This is a genomic window from Actinomadura fulvescens, from assembly GCF_039533225.1.
Taxonomy (GTDB): Bacteria; Actinomycetota; Actinomycetes; order Streptosporangiales; family Streptosporangiaceae; genus Spirillospora; species Spirillospora fulvescens.
Window position 1 is genome coordinate 87493 of sequence record NZ_BAAATD010000012.1, and the last position, 21127, is coordinate 108619.

The window sequence follows — 21127 nt, forward strand, 5'->3', positions numbered from 1 at the left end:
GCTCGCGCTCCTACAGGTAGCGGAGCCACAGGTAAGGAGTGGCCAGGGCAACGGTGATCAGGGTGACGACGAGGCCGTACTTGGTGAACTGCCAGAAGGAGATCGGGTGGCCGTTGCGGGCGGCGATGCCGAGGACGACGACGTTGGCGCTGGCGCCGATGGCGGTGGCGTTGCCGCCCAGGTCGGCACCGAGTGCGAGCGCCCACCACAGGACCTGGGCCTGGTCGTTGCCGCCGTTCTGCCGCACGAGGTCGGCGACGATGGGGCTCATGGTGGCGACATAGGGGATGTTGTCCACGATGGCCGACAGTCCGGCGGACGCCCAGAGCAGGAGCATGGTGGCGAGGCCGAGGCGGCCTTCGGTGGCGTCGGCGGCGGCCTTGGAGACGCCGCCGATGACGCCCGTCTCGACCAGTCCGCCGACCATGACGAACAGGCCGGCGAAGAACACCAGAGTGGGCCATTCGACCTCCTCCAGCGCCTGCTCGGTGGTGACCTTGGTCGCGGCGACCAGCAGGCCGGCGCCCAGGAGGGCGACGACGGAGGGCTCGTAGTGCAGCACGGGATGCAGGACGAAGGCGGCGACCACCACGGCGAGCACCGCCAGCCCCTGGAAGAGGAGCCGGCGGTCGGTGATGGCCTCGCGTTCCTCCAGCGCCATGACCGCCGCCACGCGGCCGGGGTCGTAGGTGAAGGCCGATCGGAACAGCAGGCGGCACAGCAGGCAGAACACCACCATGAGCCCCACGACCAACGGGGCGAGGTGGACGAGGAAGTCGTTGAACGACAGGTCGCCGCGGCTGGCGATGATGATGTTGGGCGGGTCGCCGACCAGCGTGGCGGTGCCGCCGATGTTGGACGCCATCACCTCCGCGATCAGGTACGGGGCGACTTTCAGGCCGAGCCGTTCACAGACCAGGAAGGTGACGGGGGCGATCAGCAGCACGGTGGTGACGTTGTCGAGCAGCGCCGAGGCCGCGGCGGTGATGACCACGAGCATGACCATGAGCCGGTACGGCCTGCCGCGGGCACGCTTGGCCGCCCAGATCGCCACGTACTCGAAGACGCCGGTCTGCCGCAGCACCGACACGATCACCATCATCCCCAGCAGCAGGAAGATGACGTTCCAGTCGATCCCGCTGTCCTCGGAGAAGAAGGCGGCCTCGGCGTCGGTGATGTGGAACAGCAGCATCAGTGCCGCGCCGCCCAGCGCCACCTTGGTACGGCCGATCTTCTCTGACGCGATCAACACGTAGGCGACGGCGAAGATCGTCAAAGCTACGGCGGCCAAGAAGCCTCCTGTCGGCTGCGGCACGGCCGACGTGGGCTACTGTCGGACCTGTGCGCGCACGACAACTCGCCGCGGACTTCCCCACCGTGTCCGCCGACACCAGCGCGATGGAGGCGGCGCGGCTGCTGGCCGACCACGGGCTGCCGGGGCTGATCGTGGTCGACGCGGAGCGCCGCCCGACGGCGGTCCTGCCGGGTTCCCAAGTACTGCGCGCCATCATCCCGCGCTACGTTCAAGACGATCCCGCCCTCGCCCGCGTCTTCGACGAGGACCACGCCGACAAACTCTGCGAGCGGCTCGCCGGCAAGCGCGTCGCCGACCTGATCGAGCCGGACCGCAGGCCACCGCCGATCGTGGACGCCAACGCGACCGCCATGGAGATCGCCAGCGTGATGGCGAGCGCCCACAGTCCCGTCGTCGCGGTCTCCGACGACACCCACCGCACCAACGCGCCGATGATCGGCGTCATCACCGTGGCGCAACTGCTCACCCGGCTCCTCCCCGCGCAGCCATAGCCGACATCAGGCCAAGCCACCGGACGTGAGCGCCGCGATCGCCTCCGCGGTGGACGGCGCGCAGCCGAACTCATGCGCCGACGCCCGGAACTCCCGGCTGACAGCATCGGGCACCTCGGCAACGATCATTCTGCCGTGGTCGTTCACGGCCTGCCGGTCCGCGGCCGACAACAACGCCAGACCATGACCGTCGAGGGCGGTGACCCGCGCCAGCTCCACGACCAGCAGCGGTGGCCTCACCCACGCCAGCGCCTGGGTGAGGTGCTCGTGAAGCAGCAACGCCGTGGAACTGGTCACCGCGCCCGCCAGCCGCAGAATCGCGCACGGACCGTGCAGCCCCGGAACGATCGTCAAGAGTGGACCCGAGGTGCTCACGCCCTCGTCACGTGGCTCCACCGGGGGCTCCCTGTCAGCTCGACCATGCACGTACACATCGCCGACCAGACTTCCCGGCACACCTACGCCCACCATATCGAGTGCGGCCACCGGACCACGGCGATACCGAGCGCCGCCGCGCCCCAAGACCCGAGCGCTCTGAACTCTATTGCTGCACCCTCACCGACCATTGGACCGCGTGCGGTGCCTGTATTCGGGGCGTGAGCGTGCGGCTCTTCTTGACGTCGATCTGGTTGAGGGTGGAGTTGACCCGGCCCTGTGTGCAGGGAATCTCAAAGCTGCCGATCCCGGGCATCAGAAGTTTCAGGTCGCCTGGCCCTTGGCAGTCGATGGCCAGCCAGAGCGGTGCCTTGGTGGCCTTGAAGGTCCCGATAACGCCGTTGCCGCGGTGCGGTTTGGCCACCACGAGGGTTTTTAGGTCCGGTTCGGGCTTGGGCACCCGCAGAACGGCGGGCTTGGTTGCCGGCGTGGTGCTTCGCGGGTTCGCGGACGGTTCGTCCGGCGCGCCCGTGGAGCATCCTGCCAGCACGGCCACAAGGCCGCAGGCGGCTGCCGCCACCGCTCGTGTGCTAGGCATATTCGGTCAGCGTTCCCAGATTTGCCAGCCGACCCGGCGCGGTGCCCATGCCGTGGTGGCCACGTTCTTGGTGATCCGACAGTCCTTGGTCAGATAGGTCAGACGTCCCCAGGTCTGCTCTCGCCACACGCCGTACCGCCCGTAGGTCGTCTTCTTGGGCGGGTCTTGACCTGGACCTGGTTTCCGATGGTGGTGATGTTCGTGGCCACGTCGTCGCCCACACCGATCTCGCCCGTCGATCGGTGAGCGGGTCGTCTGTCGGGAACCTCCGGGTTGATTGGGCGTCCCACAGCCGGTGAACGGCTGGTGGCAACCTCGATGGCAATACTGGGGGCGACTACGAGCAATGATCAGCAGCGGACAGCACATGAGCACCAGACCGGATATCTCACCAGGATCCACACAGGGAGTCCCGCCAGGCGGGCACGCGGAACAGTTCCATGACCGCGGCGAGGCGCGGGTGGCGAGCCGGGCGGCTCTGTCGACGACGCAGGCCGCGTTGACCGCGGCGTGCTGGGGAGCGGCGTGCTGGGTCGCGGTGGCGCTGTCGGTCCTCCCGCCCCGATCTGAGGCGTTGCGTGCGTGGCGGACCGGGCAGCTGCGCGCGGGACGGGCGGCGGCCGTGGCGGGGCGCACGCTGGCCGCAATGGTGTTCTTGGGCCTGCTGGCCGGGACGAGCGCGCTACTGCTGGCGCTGACGCTGGTCTTGCTGCTGTTCGGCGCGGCGTACCTGCTGCAGGGGACCTGGCCGATGGCGCTGCTGTTGCTGGGCGGCGGCGCGGCCGCCTACCTTCCTGCGCTGGTCACCGGACGATACGTGCTCCGGCAGCTGAACCAGCAGTTGCCCGGATCGATCACCACCACGCTGAGCAGCGCGGTCTCCACGACCATGGCAGCCAGGATCACCACGGTGGTACCGCGGCCTTCGCCCAGCACAGACAGCTCGCTCGCTCAGAGTGACCGCACGGCCTGAACCCTGCCCGAATCAGGCCCGACATGAGTCAGCGCAGGCCAGGGCCATCTCTCGAGCGCCCATGTTCTTGACCATCGGCGTGGCTCCAATGCCTCGGTCAAGGCCGGACGTCTGATTCGGCTTTGGCTTCCAGCAGGTCGGTCAGTGCGCTTGGGGTGACGGTGAGGGTGGTCCAGGTGCCTTCTTCGATGATCCGGCCGGCTTCGAGGACGGCGATGTGGTCAGCGCGGCGGATGGTGGCGGGACGGTGGGCGATGACGATCGTGGTGGTGTCGCTCGTAGCGAGGCGGCGGGCGAGTTCGGCGTCGCCGAGCGTGTCGATGTGGGCGGTGGCTTCGTCGAGGATCAGCACTCTGGGGTCGGTCAACAGGGCTCGGGCGAGGGCGACGCGCGCTCGTTGGCCGCCGGAGAGGGTTGCGCCGCGTTCCCCGACGAGGCTGTCCAGTCCGTCGGGAAGGGTGGCGGCGATCCGGTCCACGCCGCATCGTTCGATGACGTGGTCGAGCCGTTCGGCGTCGGCCTGGGGAGCGGCCATGCGCAGGTTGTCGCGGAGCGTTCCGTGGAAGAGGGCGGCGTCCTGGCCGACGAGGGCGATGGCGGAACGCAGGTCGTCGTCGGTCAGGTCCCTGAGGTCGACGGCTTCGTTGGCGCTGGTGAGCTCCACCGTGCCTTCTGTGGGATCCCAGAAGCGGGCCATGAGGTGGGCCAGTGTCGTCTTGCCAGCGCCGGAGGCTCCGACCAGGGCAATGGTGCTCCCCGGGGGGACGGCGAGGTCCAGGCCGCGCAGCACCGGGGTGGCGCCGTAGGAGAAATGGACGTTGCGCAGGTGGACACCGAGCGGCCCGCCGGGAAGCGGTCGCGGTCGCCGGGAGGGTGGCGCGGTCGGCGGGGTGGTGGTCGCGGCCTGCACCCGTGCGGCGGCGGCGCGCAGGCTGCCGGCCTGGCGCAGGGCGTCCGCGGAGGCGGCCACCGGGGCAAGGATCGAGACCGCCAGTGCCAGCGCGGCCGGAGCCCAGGTGCCCTTTCCCGCGGCGACCACCGCGATCAGGGCCAGCACCACCAGGACGTCTTGGACGGCGGTGAAGGCGCCGTCGTGACGGGCCTCGGCGCGCTGGGCCAGCGCGAGCCTGTCGCCTGCGTCGGCGAGTCGGATGCGGTGCCGGTCGAAGGCGTTGCGGGCGAGGAGTTCGCGCATGCCGTCGACGGTCTCGACGGCATCGGCCGACAGGCGTGCCGTGGCCGTGCGGACCTCTTCTCCACGGGCGGTACGGCCGCGGTCGTCTAGGAGCGGATGCGCCATCAGAGCGGCGGCCGTGGTCAGGACGGCGAGCGCCAGCCAGGGGTCGAGCACGCCGAGTGCGATCGTCCCAGCGCCGACGACCAGGCTGGAGGCCACCAGCTGGGCTGTGGTGTGGGCGTAGAAGAACTCCAGCTTCTCGATGTCGTTCATCGCGGTCGCCGCCAGGTCCCCGCTGCGTCGCCCGGCGATGCGGGCGGGAGCGCTGCGGGCGAGGCCGTCGTAGATTCGCACCCGCAGCTCTGCGAGCACCCGGTATGCCAGGTCGTGCGACAGGTCCATCTGCCGCCAGGTCGCGACGGCACGGAGGACGACCAGGCCGGCGAGAGCACAGATGATCGGGAGGCCGGGTGCGGCTTCGTCGATGACGGCTCGTCCGACACTGTGCGCCAGCCAGGTGACCAGGACGACGAGCGCGACCTGATCGACCAGGCACGCGAGCGTCGTGCGCAGGACCATCCGGCGGTGCGGCCTGAGGGCCGGCAGGAGTCCGCGCAAGGCGTGTGGACGGTCGCTCATCCGGTCTCTCCGTGGCTCAGGTCGGCGGTGGCCAGCGCGGCGTAGGTGCCGCCCGTACCGACCAGGGTTTGATGATCACCGGCCGCGTCGACGCGGCCGTGGTCCACGACCACGATCTGGTCGGCGTGCCGGACGGCCGCCAGCCGATGGGCGACGATCAGGCAGGTCCGGTCCCCCGCGACCCGGCGCAGCGTCTCGGTGATCTGGTGTTCGCGCCGTTCGTCCACCGCGCTGGTGGCCTCGTCGAGCAGCAGGAGCGGGGCGTCGCTGAGCAGCGCGCGGGCCAGGGCCAGGCGCTGGCGCTGGCCCCCCGACAACGTGGCGCCGCGTTCTCCCAGCACGGTCGCGTACCCGTCGGGGAGCGCGACGATCTCGTCGTGGATTCCGGCGTCCCGGCAGGCGGTGACGAGCCGTCCGTCGTCGGCGTCGGGATCGCCCAGCCGCAGGTTGTCGGCGATGGAGGCGGCGAAGAGATGGACGTCCTGGGAAACCACGGCGACGCAGCGGCGCAGCGCGGCCAGCGAGAGTTCGCGCAGGTCGACGCCGTCCAGCAGCACCGCTCCGCCGTCAGGGTCGTAGTGGCGCTGCAAGAGCGCCAGCAGTGTGGACTTGCCCGCTCCGGACCGTCCGACCAGCGCGGTGGTGCGGCCTGCGGGACATTCGAGGTCGATGCCGTCGAGGGCGGGACGGTCGGCGCCCGGGTAGCTGAAACGGACGTTGACGAACGAGACGGCGGGCGACGGCGACAGCGGAGGGACGAGCGTCCCGGTGTCCGGCACGAGGGGACGGGCGGTGCGCAGCGCCGCGATTCCATCAGCGGCGGAGACACCCACGTACCCGGCGTGCCATTCCCTGGACAGGTCGCGCAGTGGCCGGAAGCATTCGGCGGCGAGCATGAGCAGCAGGTACGACTCGGCGCTCGTGGCCCGGCCGGTGGCGGCTGACAGGCACGCCAACAGGACGGCGAGGAGGGTGCCTGCCTGGATGGCCAGGTCGGTGAGGGCGGTGTCGACCAGTGAGACACGCAACTTGGCGACAGTGGCCCTGTGCAGGTGTTGCGACCGTTCTTCGAGGGACGCGCGCTTGCGCAGTACGGCTCCGGTCGCGCGCAGGGTCGGCATCTGCTGCAACGCTTCCAGGTAGTCGGCGGCCAGATCTTCGTAGCTGTCCCAGTGTTCTTTGCCGCGCTTGGCCAGCGCCCGATCCCACAGCCGCGGAACCAGGAGCGCCAGCACGACCGCCACGGCGAGGACGGCGGCCGCCTGCGAGTGGACCACGGCGACCGCCACCAGCAGCGCCGGCGTGACCAGGCACACCACGGCGAACTGCGGCAGGTAGCGCGACAGGTAGATGTTGACGCCCTCGACACCGTCAACGACGGTCGCGCGCAGCGCCCCTGCCCTCGCGGTGCCGAGATGCGCCGGCCCGAGACGGCTGAGCTGGACGAGCAGTTCGTCGCGCAGCGTCGCCCGGATCCGTGCCCCGGCGTCGGCGGCGGTGACCCGCTGCCGCCAGATGAGGAGCGCGCGCAGGAGCAGTACCGCAGCGACCGCGCCGAGCAGGACCGGCAACCGGCCGGTGCGGCCACCGGCCATGTCGGCGAGCGCCATGGCGAGCAGCACTGCCTGGACGACATGGGCGCAGGTAACCGCGATCAGCAGGCCGGTGGCGCGCACGAGAGGACCCGGAGCGGTACGGGCCGCACGCAGCAGCTCAGGATGAAGCATCATCGACGGTCGCTCCAGGGGACGAGGAGGGAGACGGGGCGCGAGGCGGGGAGGGAGGCGGGGGCGCGAGACGGGGAGGGAGGCGGGGGCGCTAGGCGGTGGGCCGGTGCCCGGCTGTTCATGGACGGCGCGCGACCGCGTTCATGGACGGCGCGCGACCGCGTTCAAGGAAGGTCGAGAGGCCGGTCGGGATAGCAGACCGGCCAGCCGCGCTCGGGATCGCGGCCGACCCGTCCCTCGATCCCGAACACCGTCCGAAGCAGGCCGGGGGTCACCACACTGTCCGGCGGGCCATCGGCGGCCACGTGCCCGTCGCGCAACGCGACCAGGCGTTCGGCGAAGCGAGCGGCCAGGTCGAGGTCGTGCAGGACCATCAGCACCGTGAGCCGCCGCTCGTCGCGGAGCCGTCCCACCAGTCGCAGCACCTCCAGCTGGTGCCGCAGATCCAGGTAGGTGGTCGGCTCGTCGAGCAGCAGGGCGGGTGTGTCCTGGGCCAGTGCGAGGGCGAGTCGCACGCGCTGCCGTTCGCCGCCCGACAGCGCGTCCACCGGCCGGTCCGCCCAGTCCTCGACGCCGACGTCCCGCATCGCCCGGGCGGTCACCTCGTCGTCGCCGACGCGGAGCATGCCCAGCGGGCCTCGTGAGGCGTAGCGGCCTTGCCGGACCAACTGACGTACGGTCAGCCCCGGTACCGCAGGGGCGGATTGGTGCAGGAGTGCGACCTTGCGAGCGGCCTCGCGGCGTGAGACCCGGGACAGGTCGGCGCCGTCCACGGTCACCCGCCCGGACTCCGGACGCAGCACGCCGGCGGCGAGGCGGAGCAGGGTGCTCTTGCCGCAGCCGTTCAGGCCCACCAGCGCGACGAACTCGCCGGGCCTGACCCGAAGGCTCACCTGGTCGAGTACCCGTCGGTCGGGATAGCCGAAGGTCACCCGGTCGACGTCCAGCGCGGCCGGAGGCCCGGGGACGGCGAGATCCGCGGGCGGGTTCGCGGTCGCGGGCTCGGGTTCGCCGATCAGCTCGGACACGGTCAGTGCACTCCTCGTTCTGGACGGACGGATCACGGTTCGACGGCATGGCGGCGGGCGACCACCAGGAGCACGGCGGCGCCCGCGAGGGTGGTGACGGCGCCGACCGGGACGCTGAGATGTTCGGCTCCCCAGGCGTTGACCACTCGTGACATCAGCTGGGCTGCCGCGTCGGCGCCGCACACCGCGACGGCGCCGGCAAGGGCCGCCCCGGGCAGCGCGACCCGCAGGTCTGCACCGAGCAGGGCCAGCGCGGCATGCGGCACGACGAGTCCGATGAATCCGAGGGCTCCGACCGAGGCCACCGCTCCTGCGGTCAGAGCCACCGCGCACAGCAGCGCCAAGCCGCGTGCCCTGACCGGTGCCAGGCCCGCCGCCTCGGCCACCTCCTCACCACAGCGCAGCAACATGAGCGGACCGGAGGTCAGGCAGCCCAGGACGCCCCAGCCCAACGCCCAAGGCCACAGCAGAGTCCAGTGCTGCCAGGTGCGTGCCTCGGTGGTACCGACCATCCACTGCACGACGCTGCCGATCTCGCCCGGCGCCGCCAGCAGGGTCACCGCCGTCAGCCCACCGAGGGCCGCCGAGACGAGCACGCCGTGCACGGCGATCTCGGCCGGGTCGGTGTGCCTGCGGCCGGTCAGCAGCCACAGCAGGCCCGCTCCCCCGAGGCCGCCGCCGACCGCGGCGAGCATCACGGCGGCCGGTGACGCCCAGTCGGCCAGACCCGCTCCGGTCGCGGCGACCGCGCCGAGCACCGCGCCAGGGGTGACCCCGGTGACCTCGGGCGCCGCCAGCGGATTGCGCAGGGCCGCCTGGAGGATCAGCCCCGCGAGGCCGAGTGCGGCACCCGCGCCGAGCGCCACCAGCACCCTGGGCAGCCGGACCTGCCAGACCAGGTGGTGAGCCGTCGGATCCGCGGCGCCGCCGGTGAGGGCCTGCCACGTCTCACCGATCGACAGTGCCCGTCCCGCGACGAGGTCGAGCATGGCCGCCAGCGGGACGGCGAGCAGCAGCGCGCCCAAGACGAGCAGGGGCCGTCGCCGGCGTGGCCTGGACCGTGCCGGATCAGGAGCCGTGGTCGGCGCGCGCTCGGTGAGCGTCATCGGGCACCTCCCTCGGCTCGGTACGGCGGCTCTGCGGCGGCCCTGTGCGGCGGCTCGCTGCGGAGTCCGCCGGGGTACGGAAGCCGCGCAGCAGTGCCACCCCCGCGGGTATGCCGACCAGCGCGGTCCAGGCCCCGACCGGGGTCTCCACCGGCTTGAGGGCCAGTCGGGCGGCCTGGTCGGCCCACACGGTGACCACCGCTCCCCACACCACCGCCCAGGGCAGCCAGCGCACCACGTCGGCCTGCGGGCGCAGCCGCCGTGCCAGGTGCGGGGCGAGGAACCCGACCCAGGCGATCGGCCCGCAGACCGCGACCACAGGGGAGATCAGCAGCACGGCGACGGCCAGCGCGCCCAGCCGGGCATGCCGTACCCGCAGCCCGAGGGCGGTGGCGTCCTCGTCGCCGAGCCGGAGCACCGCCAGCATCGGGGCGCACAGCACCAGGAGCGGCACGGCCGCCAGCAGCCACGGCCAGACGCCCTGCCAGGACTGCCAGGTACGTCCGGACAGGCTGCCCAGCAGGTAACGGAAGATCACCTGGAGATCGAGCTGGTCGGCCATGAGCATCAGCACCAGCAGCGCGGCCTGGAAGGCCGCCGCCACCGCCGCCCCGGTGAGCAGCACCGCCGACGGGTTGCGGCCGAACGCGGCCGCGATCAGCGTCACCACCCCGCCGAGCGCGGCCCCCGCCAGGGCGAGCATCGGGGACGCCCAGCCGGGCAGCGTGAGCGTGAGGACCAGCGGCGCGGCGACGCCCAGGGCCGCGCCCGACGAGACGCCGAGCATCTCCGGAACGGCCAGCGGGTTACGCAACGCCTCCTGCATGACGAGCCCGGCCGCGCCGAGGCAGGCCCCTGCGACCAGGGCCAGCAGCAGGCGCGGCAGCCGGATCTCCCGGACCACCAGCGCCTCCAGCCCATCCCCCGACCCGCCGGACGCCAGGGTGACCAGCCGGTACGGCGGGATGTTCGGCGTGCCGAGGCAGAGCGCGCACAGCGCCGCCATGGCCAGCAGCCCCGCCGCAAGGACGACCGTCCGGCTCATCGCAGTGCGGCCGTCGCCTCGTCCAGGACGATGCCGAGGGACCGGGTGCCGCGGCCCTTGGCCCACACCTCCGGGTCGACCTCGATCACCTTGCCGTTCTTGACCGCCGGGATCTGCGACCACAAGGGGTTCCCGGCCATCTTCTCCGACAGCTTCTTGCCCGGCGCGCCGAACGCGATCGTCTCGACGAACAGGACGTCGACGTTCTTGGCCAGGATCTCCTCCAGGCTGTAGGTGCCCTCGATGCCCCGGTCCTTCCACGGGTAGTCGGAGATCTGGGGGAACATCCCGGCGGCCACGTCCCGGCCCGGCGAGGCCACGCCGAAGTTCTCGTCGCTGCCGAACACGATCAGCACGGTCTTGTCGCTCTTGGCCTTCTCGGCGCGGGCCAGCTTGTCACGCAACCGCTGCTCGGCGGTGACCGCCTTATCGCCCCGGTTGGTGAGCGCGGCCAGGTCGCGCAGGTAGGCGATGCTGTCCTGCCATTTGGTGGGCTGCACCGCCCAGAACGTGGTGGCGCCGCGCAGCGCCGGAGCGAGCTTGCCGTGGGTGTCCTCAAGCCCGATGACCAGGTCGGGCTTGTGGGAGAGGATCGCCTCGACCTCAGGGCTGATGAATCCTCCCGGGATGACCGCGACCTGCTTGGCCTTCTCCTTGCCGAGGAACCGCGGATGGGCCAGGAGCACCGAGTTGGTCGCGGTCGGCACCATGCCGAGCTCGGTCAGCATGTCGTCGCAGAGCGCGACCAGGCACACGATGCGTTCGGGAGTGCGTTTGGGGGCGACCTTCCGGCCCCGCACATCGGTGATGGCGTCGGCGTCGGCGACAGGCGAGACGGGTCCCACGCTCGTGGCCGCGCCGCTCGTGGCTCCGGCGCCCGCACCGGGACCTTCGTCGGCGGAGTCTCCGCCACAGGCGGACAGCAGGGCGCCGGCGGTGGCGAGCACGGCGGCATGCCGCAGGAGGCGGTTCAGGGTGCGCATGATCGGGGCGTTCTCTTTCGTTCTGGGGCGGTGACACGCCGGTGGAAATGGCCTCATCAAGGCGTTTCCGCAGGCAATGAGACGGGATGATAACCGTTTTCATTATCCTTGCATACTCGTGCGGGCCGTTGGGGCATGGCGGCTCCAGGCGCTCTGGCGCAGGAGGCGCAGCCCGTTGAGAGCGACGATCATGGTGGAGCCCTCGTGACCCGCGACGCCGAGGGGAAGCGGGAGGTGGCCGAGCAGGTCCCAGGCGACCAGAACGGTGATGAACGCCGCGGCGATGAGCAGGTTCTGCACGACCAGGCGGCGGGCGGCGCGAGCCAGCCCGATGACGGCGGGAATCACGGCGAGTTCGTCGCGCACCGCGATGGCGTCGGCGGTGTCGAGGGCGAGGTCCGATCCGGCCTGGCCCAAGGCGATGCCGGTGTGCGCGGCGGCGAGAGCCGGAGCGTCGTTGACCCCGTCCCCGGCGAACAGCACTTTGCGCCCCTGCCGGGTCAGGTCGCCGATGGCGGTGACCTTGTCGGCGGGCAGCAGGCCGGCGCGCACGTCAGTGATGCCGACGTCCGCGGCCACACGGCGAGCCGCCGCGCGGTTGTCTCCGGTGAGCAGAGCGGGCGTCCGGCCGGTCAGCGTCGCGAGGCCGGCGACCGCGGCACCGGCGTCGGCGCGCAGGGCGTCGGCGACGCCCAGCAGCCCCACCGCCTTCCCGTCGAGCAGAACGGCCACCGCGGTGAGGCCGTCGGCCTCCAGATCGGCCGCGACGTCACGGGCCGCCGCCGTCCGGACGTCAGTGCCGGTCAGCAGCCGGGCGGGCGCACCGGCCTCGACGAGGCCTCCCGCCACCGTGGCCGCGACCCCGACGCCCGGCGTGGAGGAGAAATCCGTGACCGGGAAGACCTGCTGTCCCCGGTCTCGGGCGGCCTCGGTGATCGCACGAGCCAGCGGATGTTCGCTGGGGTGCTCGGCAGCCGCCGCCAGCGCGAGCAGCGCGCCTTCGGTCAGCGCCTTCCCGCCGGGGATCGGACGGATCTCGGCGACACGCGGGGCGCCCTGGGTGAGAGTGCCGGTCTTGTCGAGAGCGACCATGTCGACCTGGGCGAGCCGTTCCATGACGACCGCCGACTTGACCAGGACGCCGTTGCGGCCCGCGGTGGCGATCGCGGACAGCAGCGGCGGCATCGTCGCCAGGACCACCGCGCACGGCGATGCGACGATCATGAACGTCATGGCACGCGACAACGCGCCTGCCACGTCGGCCCCGAAGGCCAGCGGCACGAAGAACAGAAGCAGGGTGGCGCTGACCATCGCGATCGAGTACCGCTGCTCCACCTTCTCGATGAACAACTGCGTCGGAGCCTTGGTCGCCGATGCCTCCTCGACCATCCGGACGATGCGGGCGATCACCGACTCCGCGGGTTCGCGCTCGACCCGTACCGTCAGCGCGCCGGTGCCGTTGACCGTGCCGGCGAACACCTCCTCCCCGGCGAGCTTGGCGACGGGAAGCGGCTCACCGGTGATGGTGGCCTGGTCGACCTCGCTCTCCCCCGAGACGACACGGCCGTCGGCCGCGATCCGCTCCCCCGGCCGGACGAGCACCAGGTCACCGACCGCCAGGGCATCGACGGGCACGGTCTCCTCAGCACCACCGCCGGGCCGGAGCCTGGTCGCACGGGCGGGCGCCAGATCGAGCAGGCCGCGCACCGAATCCGCGGTCCGCGCGGTCGCCACCGCCTCCAGCGCCCCCGACGTCGCGAAGATCACAATGAGCAGCGCGCCGTCCGTCACCTGACCGATCGCCGCCGCGCCCAGCGCCGCCACGACCATGAGCAGGTCGACGTCCAGTGCCCGTCCCCGGAGAGCCTTGAGCCCGGCCCATCCCGGTTCCCATCCGCCGGTCGCGTACACCGCGGCGTACAAGGCTCCCCACAGCCAGGAAGGCCCGCCCGATATCTGGATCGGCAGCGCCACCAGGAACAACCCCAAGGCGACCAAAGCCCATCGGGCCTCCGGCACCTCCAGCACCCGGGTGCGCCGCCGGGGAGGCCGGCGAGCACGACCGGGAGGGGCAGGGACGGCGAGCGTGGCGGAGGGCATGCGATCACAACTTCCTTCAGGGAGGCCGACGAAGGGCCCAATCTAGAAACACTTGAAGAAGAATTCAATTGTTCAAGTCCAGATATCCGTAGGATGGCGTCATGGGCCATGGAGCAGCGCCCCCAGAAAACACACCGGATACCCGGCTGACCTCGACGAACGTTCAGCGAGTCGCCGCCACGTTGCAGGCCCTCGCCACACCGTCGCGCCTGTTGATCCTCGCGCGCCTGCGCGAGGGTCCCTGCGCCGCGACCGAACTCGCCGACGCCGTCGCCATGGAGCCGTCCGCCTGCTCCCACCAGCTACGACTCCTGCGCAACCTCGGCCTGGTCACCGGCACCCGGCAAGGCCGAAGGATCGTCTACGCCCTCCATGACGACCACGTAGCGGCACTGCTCGACCAGGCCGTCTATCACGTAGAGCACCTCAGCCTCGGCCTCACCGACATGCCTGCTCGCCAGCAACTCCCCGACCAGTCCGCCGAGGTGGCGCGCCAACGCCCGTGATCGGCAGTGGATCTCAGCACACGCCAGCGCGGTCACGGATGTCCTTCACCTGCGGCCGGTTGATCGAACGCTGGCAAGAAGGCGTGGACGTGAAAGTCGATCCAGTCGGGTTCGTCGTCGGACGGCCTGGCCTTGCCGAAGAGGAGTCCGGCAGCGCGGCGGTCACCAGCGTGGGCGCGGGCGCGGGCTTCGACGAGTTTGGAGAGTATGTGGGGTGGTGAGGCGTTTGGCGCCTTGGCAGGCTCGGCGATATGACGGCGATTGGCATCGGCGTCAGCCGGTTGGATCAGCCAGCGCCCCATCAGCGTGCTGAACGCGCCCGTGGACTCCAGCAGGGCCCTAGGGCCCTATCCAGACATAGGGTCCTAGGGCCCTATCCCGACTTAGGGCAACGGGCCACGATCAAAGTCAGTGATGACCGAGATCAAGCGCCGGGTGTTCGCCGGGTTCAACTGCTTTGAACGGTCCGACCGCGCGGCGCCAGGATCCTCGTCCAGGAGGAAATGTGAAACGCTCGTTCGCCGTCGTGGCCACCACCGCAATCGTCGGGGCATTGGGGGTGCCGATGTCTGGCGCGCCCGCCAGCGCGCAGTCCACCGTCCTTGCCTGTGAAGAGTGGCAGGACCGAAACACCTACGGCGCAAACTGCTCAGGCTCCAAGCGCTGGTACCAGGCAATGGCAAAGTGCAATAACGGATCTTATGCCCACGGCAGCATCAACTACAATGGCTGGTCGTATGCCTACTGCGCGAATCTTGGTGGCCTGGATTACGGGTATTATCGATGGAGGTAGCGGCCGGCGGGATGAAGCCGTTCGCCCGCCGGTACATTCACTCGCTCATGTACCTGTAAAGCGCGGACACAGGCTGAGTGATCATGCAAAAGCCTCGCCCCTCAAGGAGCGAGGCTTTTGTACGACATGCGTTCAACACCAGGCTTCGACGTTTCAATTCCCGTGCCTTTGCGCTGCTCGACGGTAGGGCCAGGTCGCCGGCCCGGCCTTCCAGGTGACGACGTCTTCTTTTTGAGCTATCTGCTGGTCGATGTCTTTCAGCCAGCCGCCGGTTCAAGCAGGGCGACGGCGTCCTGGCTGTCAGCCCGCCAGCCGTTCCGTGAGGCTTCCGAGGCGTCGATTCTTCAGGACGGGAGACTGGACGGGATGTCGTCGCCTACGTGATTGGCGTCCCAGTCGGAGGTCAGGTCGCCGGACCGAGGGAATGTTTACGTCCTGCCGTGCAACGGCGGACAGTTCCAGCGGTGGTTATACCGGCACCTTCCATGATCGTGAGGTGATCTCAGATCTGATCTGGGTGACGGAGATGCCGCTAAAGATGAGCGGCATATCCGTGCGTGCTCCGCTGGCGTCAAGACGATCGCTGATACTGCGACGTCCCGGTCAGCACCTCACTTACCGATCTGCAGATCGCTGAGCAACTCCCCACCTCGGCGGTTGTTCAACACCCACAAGGGGGCGGGTGTGGCTTCTCGAGAGGGGTACACGGGGTCGACATTTACAGGTCGCGTAGCACTGCGTCAGTGCAGTCCGCCGCAAGGGCGATGGCGTGTGGCGGAAGCGGATCGCCGTCCCGTAGATAGCGTTGGACGAGGGCATAGGGCAAGTCGATGACCGCCAACTGCACACGTTCCCTGGAGATCATGTCCTGTGCCCCCAGCCGCCGGGCGAGTGTCTTCACCGCACCCATGACCTTCGCGTTCGCACGGTCCAGCCGCTCTACCGCCTCCGGCGGCCAGGTGTCCTTGCCGAAGTCCGCGGCGCCGTGCCCGAGCACGACGGCGTCCAGCGGCTGGTCGCGGCAGAAGCGCACCATCTCGCGGGAGGCAGCCACCGCGCCGGCCCGTGGGTCGGCGGGGTCGTCCAAGGCCGGCAGGTAGGCGGCGTGAAAGCGCTCCAGAGCGCGCAGCCACAGCTCTGACAGCAGCGCCGCCCGGTCAGGAAAGCGGTGGTATACCGAGCCGCTCGGCGCGCCGATCTCCCTTGCGACAGCCGCCATGGTGACCGCTGGAGGGCCGCCTGTCGCCGCGAGCCGGGCGGCGGCGTCGAGGAACTGTCCGCTGTCGTAGCGGGATGGTCTGACCATGTAATAGAGAGTACTCTCTACTTCAATTAGAGAGTGTTCTCTGAAACTCTGCGAAGAGGGGTCCGCCATGGCCGTGCTGAACATCCACGAACGACTGCTGCGAGCGGAGCCATCCGACCTCGCCCCGATCCTCGACTCCCTGGCCGGCCCCGACGACCGGCTCTGGCCCGCCGAGCGCGGGCAGTGGCCCTCCATGCGCTTCGACCGCCCGCTCGGCGTGGGCGCACGTGGAGGGCACGGGCCGGTGCGCTACACCGTCGAGGGCTACGCGCCGGGCCAGTGGGTACGCTTCAGCTTCTGCGGCCCGGCCGGGGTACACGGCTTCCACGAGTTCACCGTCCACCCGGCGCCGGACTCCGGCTCCCTGCTCCGCCACACCATGGCCGTACGCCTGCGTGGCCGTGCCAGGCTGACCTGGCCCCTGTTCTTCCGCCGCATGCACGACGCACTGCTGGAGGACTGCCTGGACCGGGCCGAACTCGCCGTGCACGGCTCTGTGGAGCACCCGAACCAGTGGAGCGGATACGTGCGGACACTTCGCCGGCTTGCCCGGCTCGCGGCACGTCTAGTCAGCCGTCCTACCTGAAGCACCTGGGGGCCTGTCGACGATGCCGGTCACCCCTCTTATCTATGGCATGGCGCAGTGGGGTGGGAGGGCCATCGACTCATCTTGGAAGCGGGAGGTCGACGAGATGCGTACACACCCGTAGTGCAGGAGACGCCGGGTAGGTGCACGAGGCCGCTGCAGGCAAGCATCGGCGAGGGCCTCAGTCCATATGACGGGGTGAGGCCGACCGGTGGCCGGCCGCCGCCGCTGCCCTGGTCGCCAGATGGTGCCGCCCGCAGTTCGTCGGCCCAGGTCTCACGCTGGATCGGGTTGCGGGGCGCCGTCGTGGTCGTTGCCGTCACGCTCCTCAGCGTCGCTGGTGCTCTGCTCGCCGGTCGAGATTGGGCGTCTCGCCTCGACAACCACGGTGAGTTGGTCGCCAGCCGCGAGCGGGCGGTGTGGCTGGCGCTGGCCTGCAAATGCGGGATATGACCACGTCTCGGCCAGGGGCGACGGGTGACGATCTGGGCGCCGTGCTCGCGGTACCGCGCGTAGGTGTCGGGACGCGCTGGATGTGGACGAGGGAGAGGTGCACGTCCACATCCCGGCAGCGCTTGAGCACCTGCTTGATGCTGCTGAACGTGGGCTGTCCACTGTGCGTGGCTGGTCTGTCGGGTCGGGATGAGCGCCTGGGCCGATGGCACGTGAACGGAGGCCCGATCTGCCATAGTCGAAGGTCGCTGGGCATCGCTCTGCTCAGATGCGAGCATGCCGGTATGGCGAGCGTGATCCGTAGGTGGGCATGGGTGCTGGTGCTGCTGGTCGGGCTGGTCCTGTATCTGGTGGTGCTGGCGGCCCTGGTGGACACCGACAACCCCAACTATGTGCCCTCGATGATCCTTCTGGGGTCCACGGTCGTGCCGGTGACGTTCTTGACCTTCGCCGCCGGCCGCAGCGGCCACTGGCAGGTGCCTGCGCTGACGCTCGGGTTCGCCGCGCTGTTCGGAGGGGTGATCGGCACGGTCACGGCGGGGCTGCTGGAGTACGACACCATCCGAGACCTGGGTGTCCTGCCCGCACTGTTCATCGCGGTGATCGAGGAGACCACCAAGCTCATCGTCCCGGTCGCCATCGTGATCTGGGCCTGGTCACGCAAACGCCTGCACCCCGGAGACGGGCTGGTGATCGGTGTCGCAGTCGGAATGGGGTTCGCCGCTCTGGAAACCATGGGCTATGCCTTCACCACGCTGATCGCCTCTCGCGGCAATGTCGGAGACGTCGAACAGACGCTGTTCCTGCGCGGGCTTCTTTCCCCCGCCGGGCACATCGCCTGGACCGGCCTGACCTGCGGCGCCCTCTGGCGCCTGGCCACCACTCCGACTGCGAAGACCGTCATCGGCGCGCTCGCCACGTACGTGGCCGCCATCGCCCTGCACACGTGCTGGGACGGCATCGGCGGCCTGATCACCTACCTCGTTGTCGGGGTCATCTCCCTGAGCTGGCTGCTCTGGGAACTGCACCGCAGCAACACTGTGCGGTACGACACCCCGCCGGCCGCATCCCGTCACAGTTGACTGTGAGAGCGGCACGGTCGCGGTGTCAGCCGCCGAGCCTCGTACTCGCATCGCGCTGATGGTCGCCCTCGGCACTGGCAGCGCCGACCGTGCCGGGCGATGGTTCGCCCGGCTCTGAACACGCCTTCGCGGTAGCCGACCATGCTGATCCGTCCATCGGTGTGGAGAAAGGCCGGGACGTTGGCGCCGACACGCAGCAACGCGGGAACTGTTTGGCCCGGCTCGAACACCACTGCACGCACGGTGCCGCGAAATCAACGACCTGCGCGCGGTTGAAGCGGCTATGCGCCGCCTCGGCCTCCCAACGCGCGCGCGGGATGTCAGGCGCGACGAACGCCGAGACCGCCCCTGCACCACACAAACTCCGGGCCGATGACACCGATCTCATGACCGGGCCAGAAGATTTGAGCTCCCGCCTCGGTTCGCATGACGGCCATCCAGGCGCCGCTGAGCTGAGGCGGCTTTGGCGGGCCTTCCCGAGCCAGGATTAGAGCGCGGTGTCAGCCGTTGGCGGGGATGAGTTCGGTGATGAGCTTTTCGATGCGGGTGCGGATTTCGTCGCGGATGGGGCGGACGGCGTCGACGCCTTGGCCTGCGGGGTCGTCGAGTTGCCAGTCGAGGTAGCGCTTGCCGGGGAAGACGGGGCAGACGTCGCCGCAGCCCATGGTGATGACGACGTCGCTGGCCTGGACGGCGTCGGTGGTGAGGATCTTGGGCTTCTGGTCGGTGAGGTCGATGCCCTCTTCGCGCATGGCTTCGACGACGGAGGGGTTGATGGTGTCGGCGGGCGCGGAACCGGCGGAACGGACTTCGATGGCGTCGCCCGCGAGGTGGGAGAGGTAGCCGGCCGCCATCTGGGAGCGACCGGCGTTGTGCACGCACACGAACAGGACGCTGGGCTTGTCGGACATGGGTTCCCCTAGAGATCGGCCGGATGGTCCGGAAGTAGTTCGTGGATGAGGCTGGCCAGGCGGGTGTCGATGTCGGTGGCGATCCGGCGGATGGCGGCCGGGGACGCGCCTTCGGGGTCGGCGACGGGCCAGTCGAGGTAGCGCTTGCCCGGATAGATGGGGCAGGCGTCGCCGCAGCCGAGGGTGACGACGATGTCGGCGGCGCGCACGATTTCGTCGGTGAGCGGTTTGGGGATCTCGTGGCTGAGGTCGAGGCCGATTTCGGTGGCGACCGTGACGATGCCGGGGTCGAGTTCGGCACCTGGGGAGGAGCCCGCCGAGCGCACCTGAACGGCTTCGCCCAGACGTTTGTGCAGCAGGGCGGCTGCGAGTTGGGAGCGTCCGGCGTTGTGTACGCAGACGAAGAGGATCTGCAGGATCTTCTTGACCTGCAATCCCTCGGCGTAGGCGAGGGCCGTGAGCCGGTCGGCGGCGAAGCGTGAGGCCAGCACCGGGAGGTGGATGCCGACCTTGGCAGTCATGCGCAGTAGGTCGTAGGAGTCGATGAGGTAGCGGTCGATCGTCTCGCGGGAGAAAGTCCCGGCGAAGTCGTCGGCCAGCTCGTCCGAGACCCTGTAGAGGACGTTCTCGGGGAAAACCAGCGGGGGCCGGCCAGGGGGACCGTGGTCGGTCATCGAGGTCACCTCAACGCTCCGAGGCAGGGGTGGCGGTACGGGGCCGGAAGAACTTGCGGCCCCACAGACTGACGTACACCAGCGCCACCAGGACGGGAACCTCGATGAGGGGGCCGACGACTCCGGCCAGGGCTTGGCCTGAGGTGACGCCGAAGACGCCGATGGCCACGGCGATGGCGAGTTCGAAGTTGTTGCCCGCGGCGGTGAAGGCCAGGGTCGCCGACCGGTCGTACGGGAGGCCGATGCCGCGGCCGAGGGCGAACGAGCCGCCCCACATGAGCGCGAAGTACACCAGCAGCGGCAGCGCGATTCGGGCCACGTCGCCTGGCTGGGAGGTGATGGTGTCGCCTTGGAGGGCGAACAGGATGACGATGGTGAACAGCAGGCCGTACAGCGCGACCGGGCCGATCCTGGGCAGGAAGCGTTCCTCGTACCAGGTGCGGCCCTTGGCACGCTCACCGAACCTGCGGGTGAGGTAGCCGGCCAGCAGCGGGACGCCCAGGAAGATCAGCACGCTCTTGCCGATGTCCCAGGCCGACACGTCCAGTGCCGAGGTGTCCAGGCCGAGCCAGGACGGCAGGACCTCCAGATAGAACCAGCCGAGCGCGGCGAACGCGATGACCTGGAACACCGAGTTGATCGCCACCAGGACCGCGGCGGCCTCGCGGTCACCGCAGGCCAGGTCGTTCCAGATGATGACCATCGCGATGCAGCGGGCGAGGCCCACGATGATCAGGCCGGTGCGGTACTCGGGGTGGTCCGGCAGGAAGATCCAGGCCAGCGCGAACATCAGCGCCGGACCCAGGACCCAGTTGAGCACGATCGAGCTGACCAGCAGCCGCTTGTCGCCGGTGACCGACCCGAGCTTGTCGTAGCGGACCTTGGCCAGCACCGGGTACATCATGAACAGCAGGCCGAGCGCGATCGGCAGCGAAACCTCCCCGACCTTGATCGCGTCCAGCGCGTCGTCCAGGCCGGATACCGATCGGCCCAGCAGCAGTCCGGCCGCCATCGCGGCGCCGATCCACAGCGGCAGGAAACGGTCCAGGAACGACATCCCGCCGACCACTCCGGACGGCGGGGCCGATGGGGAGCCGGCCGCATCCTCTTCGACGGCGTTGGGCAGCATGACGACCTTCCGTGTCGGACGAATTCGAACGAGGCGGTGCAGGTCGTGGGTTCACGGTCCCGCCGGTGGATCGCCGTCGAACGATCGTCCGGAACGGCTCTGCGACGGTCGCGTCGCCACCCGTCGATCC

21 protein-coding genes are annotated in these 21127 nt (G+C 69.9%); 6 read left to right on the forward strand and 15 right to left on the reverse strand.

Features of this window, described 5'->3' with window-relative positions; genetic code table 11:
* Nucleotides 1-10: 10 nt before the first annotated feature.
* Entirely contained in the window at nucleotides 11-1291 is a 1281-nt protein-coding gene (locus ABD333_RS35575) for an ArsB/NhaD family transporter (protein WP_344546968.1), read from the reverse strand.
* A 50-nt stretch (nucleotides 1292-1341) separates the two neighbouring features.
* Between ABD333_RS35575 and ABD333_RS35580 the strand changes: the two genes are divergently transcribed.
* Complete coding sequence (locus tag ABD333_RS35580; protein ID WP_344546969.1) at nucleotides 1342-1806, forward strand: CBS domain-containing protein; 465 nt, start codon at nucleotides 1342-1344, stop codon at nucleotides 1804-1806.
* A gap of 6 nt (nucleotides 1807-1812) precedes the next feature.
* Here the strand turns inward: ABD333_RS35580 and ABD333_RS35585 are convergent, their stop codons facing one another.
* Both ABD333_RS35585 and ABD333_RS35590 read right to left on the reverse strand, forming a co-directional pair.
* Complete coding sequence (locus ABD333_RS35585) at nucleotides 1813-2202, reverse strand: STAS domain-containing protein (protein WP_344546970.1); 390 nt, start codon at nucleotides 2200-2202, stop codon at nucleotides 1813-1815.
* A 145-nt stretch (nucleotides 2203-2347) separates the two neighbouring features.
* The gene (locus tag ABD333_RS35590) at nucleotides 2348-2761 is read right to left on the reverse strand and encodes a hypothetical protein (RefSeq protein ID WP_344546971.1); all 414 of its coding nucleotides are present in this window, start codon (nucleotides 2759-2761) and stop codon (nucleotides 2348-2350) included.
* 385 nt (nucleotides 2762-3146) lie between these two features.
* On the opposite strand from ABD333_RS35590, the gene ABD333_RS35595 reads away from it, so the two are divergent.
* Nucleotides 3147-3752: a hypothetical protein gene (locus ABD333_RS35595; RefSeq protein WP_344546972.1), complete on the forward strand. Its 606-nt coding sequence runs from the start codon at nucleotides 3147-3149 to the stop codon at nucleotides 3750-3752.
* Between the two features lie 97 nt (nucleotides 3753-3849).
* On the opposite strand, the gene ABD333_RS35600 is transcribed toward ABD333_RS35595, so the two are convergent.
* The 7 genes from ABD333_RS35600 to ABD333_RS35630 all read right to left on the reverse strand — a co-directional run bounded on the left by ABD333_RS35600 (nucleotide 3850) and on the right by ABD333_RS35630 (nucleotide 13557).
* A complete protein-coding gene (locus tag ABD333_RS35600) occupies nucleotides 3850-5568 on the reverse strand; it encodes an ABC transporter ATP-binding protein (RefSeq protein WP_344546973.1) in 1719 nt (572 codons plus the stop codon).
* On the reverse strand, nucleotides 5565-7298 hold the full coding sequence (locus tag ABD333_RS35605) for an ABC transporter ATP-binding protein/permease (RefSeq protein WP_344546974.1): 1734 nt from the start codon (nucleotides 7296-7298) through the stop codon (nucleotides 5565-5567). Before ABD333_RS35605 ends, ABD333_RS35600 begins: the two co-directional genes overlap by 4 nt.
* 161 nt (nucleotides 7299-7459) lie before the next feature.
* Nucleotides 7460-8323 (reverse strand): ABC transporter ATP-binding protein, encoded by an 864-nt coding sequence (locus ABD333_RS35610; RefSeq protein ID WP_344546975.1) that lies wholly within the window; start codon nucleotides 8321-8323, stop codon nucleotides 7460-7462.
* A 32-nt stretch (nucleotides 8324-8355) separates the two neighbouring features.
* The gene (locus ABD333_RS35615; RefSeq protein ID WP_344546976.1) at nucleotides 8356-9429 is read right to left on the reverse strand and encodes a FecCD family ABC transporter permease; all 1074 of its coding nucleotides are present in this window, start codon (nucleotides 9427-9429) and stop codon (nucleotides 8356-8358) included.
* Nucleotides 9392-10474: a FecCD family ABC transporter permease gene (locus tag ABD333_RS35620; RefSeq protein ID WP_344546977.1), complete on the reverse strand. Its 1083-nt coding sequence runs from the start codon at nucleotides 10472-10474 to the stop codon at nucleotides 9392-9394. The genes ABD333_RS35615 and ABD333_RS35620 overlap by 38 nt, the downstream gene beginning before the upstream one ends.
* Nucleotides 10471-11457: an ABC transporter substrate-binding protein gene (locus ABD333_RS35625; protein WP_344546978.1), complete on the reverse strand. Its 987-nt coding sequence runs from the start codon at nucleotides 11455-11457 to the stop codon at nucleotides 10471-10473. Before ABD333_RS35625 ends, ABD333_RS35620 begins: the two co-directional genes overlap by 4 nt.
* A 102-nt stretch (nucleotides 11458-11559) precedes the next feature.
* On the reverse strand, nucleotides 11560-13557 hold the full coding sequence (locus ABD333_RS35630; protein WP_344546979.1) for a heavy metal translocating P-type ATPase: 1998 nt from the start codon (nucleotides 13555-13557) through the stop codon (nucleotides 11560-11562).
* 101 nt (nucleotides 13558-13658) lie between these two features.
* Here ABD333_RS35630 and ABD333_RS35635 point away from each other — a divergent pair, with 101 nt between their 5' ends.
* Nucleotides 13659-14063: an ArsR/SmtB family transcription factor gene (locus tag ABD333_RS35635; protein WP_344546980.1), complete on the forward strand. Its 405-nt coding sequence runs from the start codon at nucleotides 13659-13661 to the stop codon at nucleotides 14061-14063.
* A 32-nt stretch (nucleotides 14064-14095) separates the two neighbouring features.
* On the opposite strand, the gene ABD333_RS35640 is transcribed toward ABD333_RS35635, so the two are convergent.
* Nucleotides 14096-14365 carry a hypothetical protein gene (locus ABD333_RS35640; RefSeq protein ID WP_344546981.1) on the reverse strand — a complete coding sequence of 90 codons (270 nt, stop codon included), beginning with the start codon at nucleotides 14363-14365 and terminating at the stop codon, nucleotides 14096-14098.
* 203 nt (nucleotides 14366-14568) lie between these two features.
* On the opposite strand from ABD333_RS35640, the gene ABD333_RS35645 reads away from it, so the two are divergent.
* Complete coding sequence (locus ABD333_RS35645; protein ID WP_344546982.1) at nucleotides 14569-14856, forward strand: hypothetical protein; 288 nt, start codon at nucleotides 14569-14571, stop codon at nucleotides 14854-14856.
* A gap of 718 nt (nucleotides 14857-15574) precedes the next feature.
* On the opposite strand, the gene ABD333_RS35650 is transcribed toward ABD333_RS35645, so the two are convergent.
* Nucleotides 15575-16162 (reverse strand): TetR/AcrR family transcriptional regulator, encoded by a 588-nt coding sequence (locus ABD333_RS35650; protein WP_344546983.1) that lies wholly within the window; start codon nucleotides 16160-16162, stop codon nucleotides 15575-15577.
* Between the two features lie 67 nt (nucleotides 16163-16229).
* Between ABD333_RS35650 and ABD333_RS35655 the strand changes: the two genes are divergently transcribed.
* Nucleotides 16230-16748, forward strand: a complete 519-nt coding sequence (locus tag ABD333_RS35655; protein WP_344546984.1) for an SRPBCC family protein — start codon at nucleotides 16230-16232, stop codon at nucleotides 16746-16748.
* Nucleotides 16749-17485: 737 nt separating this feature from the next.
* Nucleotides 17486-18283: a PrsW family intramembrane metalloprotease gene (locus ABD333_RS35660; protein ID WP_344546985.1), complete on the forward strand. Its 798-nt coding sequence runs from the start codon at nucleotides 17486-17488 to the stop codon at nucleotides 18281-18283.
* 500 nt (nucleotides 18284-18783) lie between these two features.
* Here the strand turns inward: ABD333_RS35660 and ABD333_RS35665 are convergent, their stop codons facing one another.
* The 3 genes from ABD333_RS35665 to arsB are packed head-to-tail and all read right to left on the reverse strand — an operon-like array spanning nucleotide 18784 to nucleotide 20925.
* Nucleotides 18784-19194: an arsenate reductase ArsC gene (locus ABD333_RS35665; protein WP_344546986.1), complete on the reverse strand. Its 411-nt coding sequence runs from the start codon at nucleotides 19192-19194 to the stop codon at nucleotides 18784-18786.
* Between the two features lie 8 nt (nucleotides 19195-19202).
* Nucleotides 19203-19868: an arsenate-mycothiol transferase ArsC gene (locus ABD333_RS35670; RefSeq protein WP_344546987.1), complete on the reverse strand. Its 666-nt coding sequence runs from the start codon at nucleotides 19866-19868 to the stop codon at nucleotides 19203-19205.
* Nucleotides 19869-19878: 10 nt separating this feature from the next.
* On the reverse strand, nucleotides 19879-20925 hold the full coding sequence (arsB, locus tag ABD333_RS35675) for an ACR3 family arsenite efflux transporter (protein ID WP_344547144.1): 1047 nt from the start codon (nucleotides 20923-20925) through the stop codon (nucleotides 19879-19881).
* Between the last annotated feature and the right edge of the window lie 202 nt (nucleotides 20926-21127).

What these genes read in the sequence shown, in the direction of transcription:
- ABD333_RS35595 (WP_344546972.1), top strand. Translation starts at nt 3,147, where the DNA reads ATGAGCACCAGACCGGATATCTCACCAGGATCCACACAGGGAGTCCCG.
- ABD333_RS35600 (WP_344546973.1), bottom strand. Translation starts at nt 5,568, where the DNA reads ATGAGCGACCGTCCACACGCCTTGCGCGGACTCCTGCCGGCCCTCAGG.
- ABD333_RS35605 (WP_344546974.1), bottom strand. Translation starts at nt 7,298, where the DNA reads ATGATGCTTCATCCTGAGCTGCTGCGTGCGGCCCGTACCGCTCCGGGT.
- ABD333_RS35615 (WP_344546976.1), bottom strand. Translation starts at nt 9,429, where the DNA reads ATGACGCTCACCGAGCGCGCGCCGACCACGGCTCCTGATCCGGCACGG.
- ABD333_RS35620 (WP_344546977.1), bottom strand. Translation starts at nt 10,474, where the DNA reads ATGAGCCGGACGGTCGTCCTTGCGGCGGGGCTGCTGGCCATGGCGGCG.
- ABD333_RS35625 (WP_344546978.1), bottom strand. Translation starts at nt 11,457, where the DNA reads ATGCGCACCCTGAACCGCCTCCTGCGGCATGCCGCCGTGCTCGCCACC.
- ABD333_RS35630 (WP_344546979.1), bottom strand. Translation starts at nt 13,557, where the DNA reads ATGCCCTCCGCCACGCTCGCCGTCCCTGCCCCTCCCGGTCGTGCTCGC.
- ABD333_RS35635 (WP_344546980.1), top strand. Translation starts at nt 13,659, where the DNA reads ATGGGCCATGGAGCAGCGCCCCCAGAAAACACACCGGATACCCGGCTG.
- ABD333_RS35640 (WP_344546981.1), bottom strand. Translation starts at nt 14,365, where the DNA reads ATGGGGCGCTGGCTGATCCAACCGGCTGACGCCGATGCCAATCGCCGT.
- ABD333_RS35650 (WP_344546983.1), bottom strand. Translation starts at nt 16,162, where the DNA reads ATGGTCAGACCATCCCGCTACGACAGCGGACAGTTCCTCGACGCCGCC.
- ABD333_RS35655 (WP_344546984.1), top strand. Translation starts at nt 16,230, where the DNA reads ATGGCCGTGCTGAACATCCACGAACGACTGCTGCGAGCGGAGCCATCC.
- ABD333_RS35660 (WP_344546985.1), top strand. Translation starts at nt 17,486, where the DNA reads ATGGCGAGCGTGATCCGTAGGTGGGCATGGGTGCTGGTGCTGCTGGTC.
- ABD333_RS35665 (WP_344546986.1), bottom strand. Translation starts at nt 19,194, where the DNA reads ATGTCCGACAAGCCCAGCGTCCTGTTCGTGTGCGTGCACAACGCCGGT.
- ABD333_RS35670 (WP_344546987.1), bottom strand. Translation starts at nt 19,868, where the DNA reads ATGACCGACCACGGTCCCCCTGGCCGGCCCCCGCTGGTTTTCCCCGAG.
- arsB (WP_344547144.1), bottom strand. Translation starts at nt 20,925, where the DNA reads ATGTCGTTCCTGGACCGTTTCCTGCCGCTGTGGATCGGCGCCGCGATG.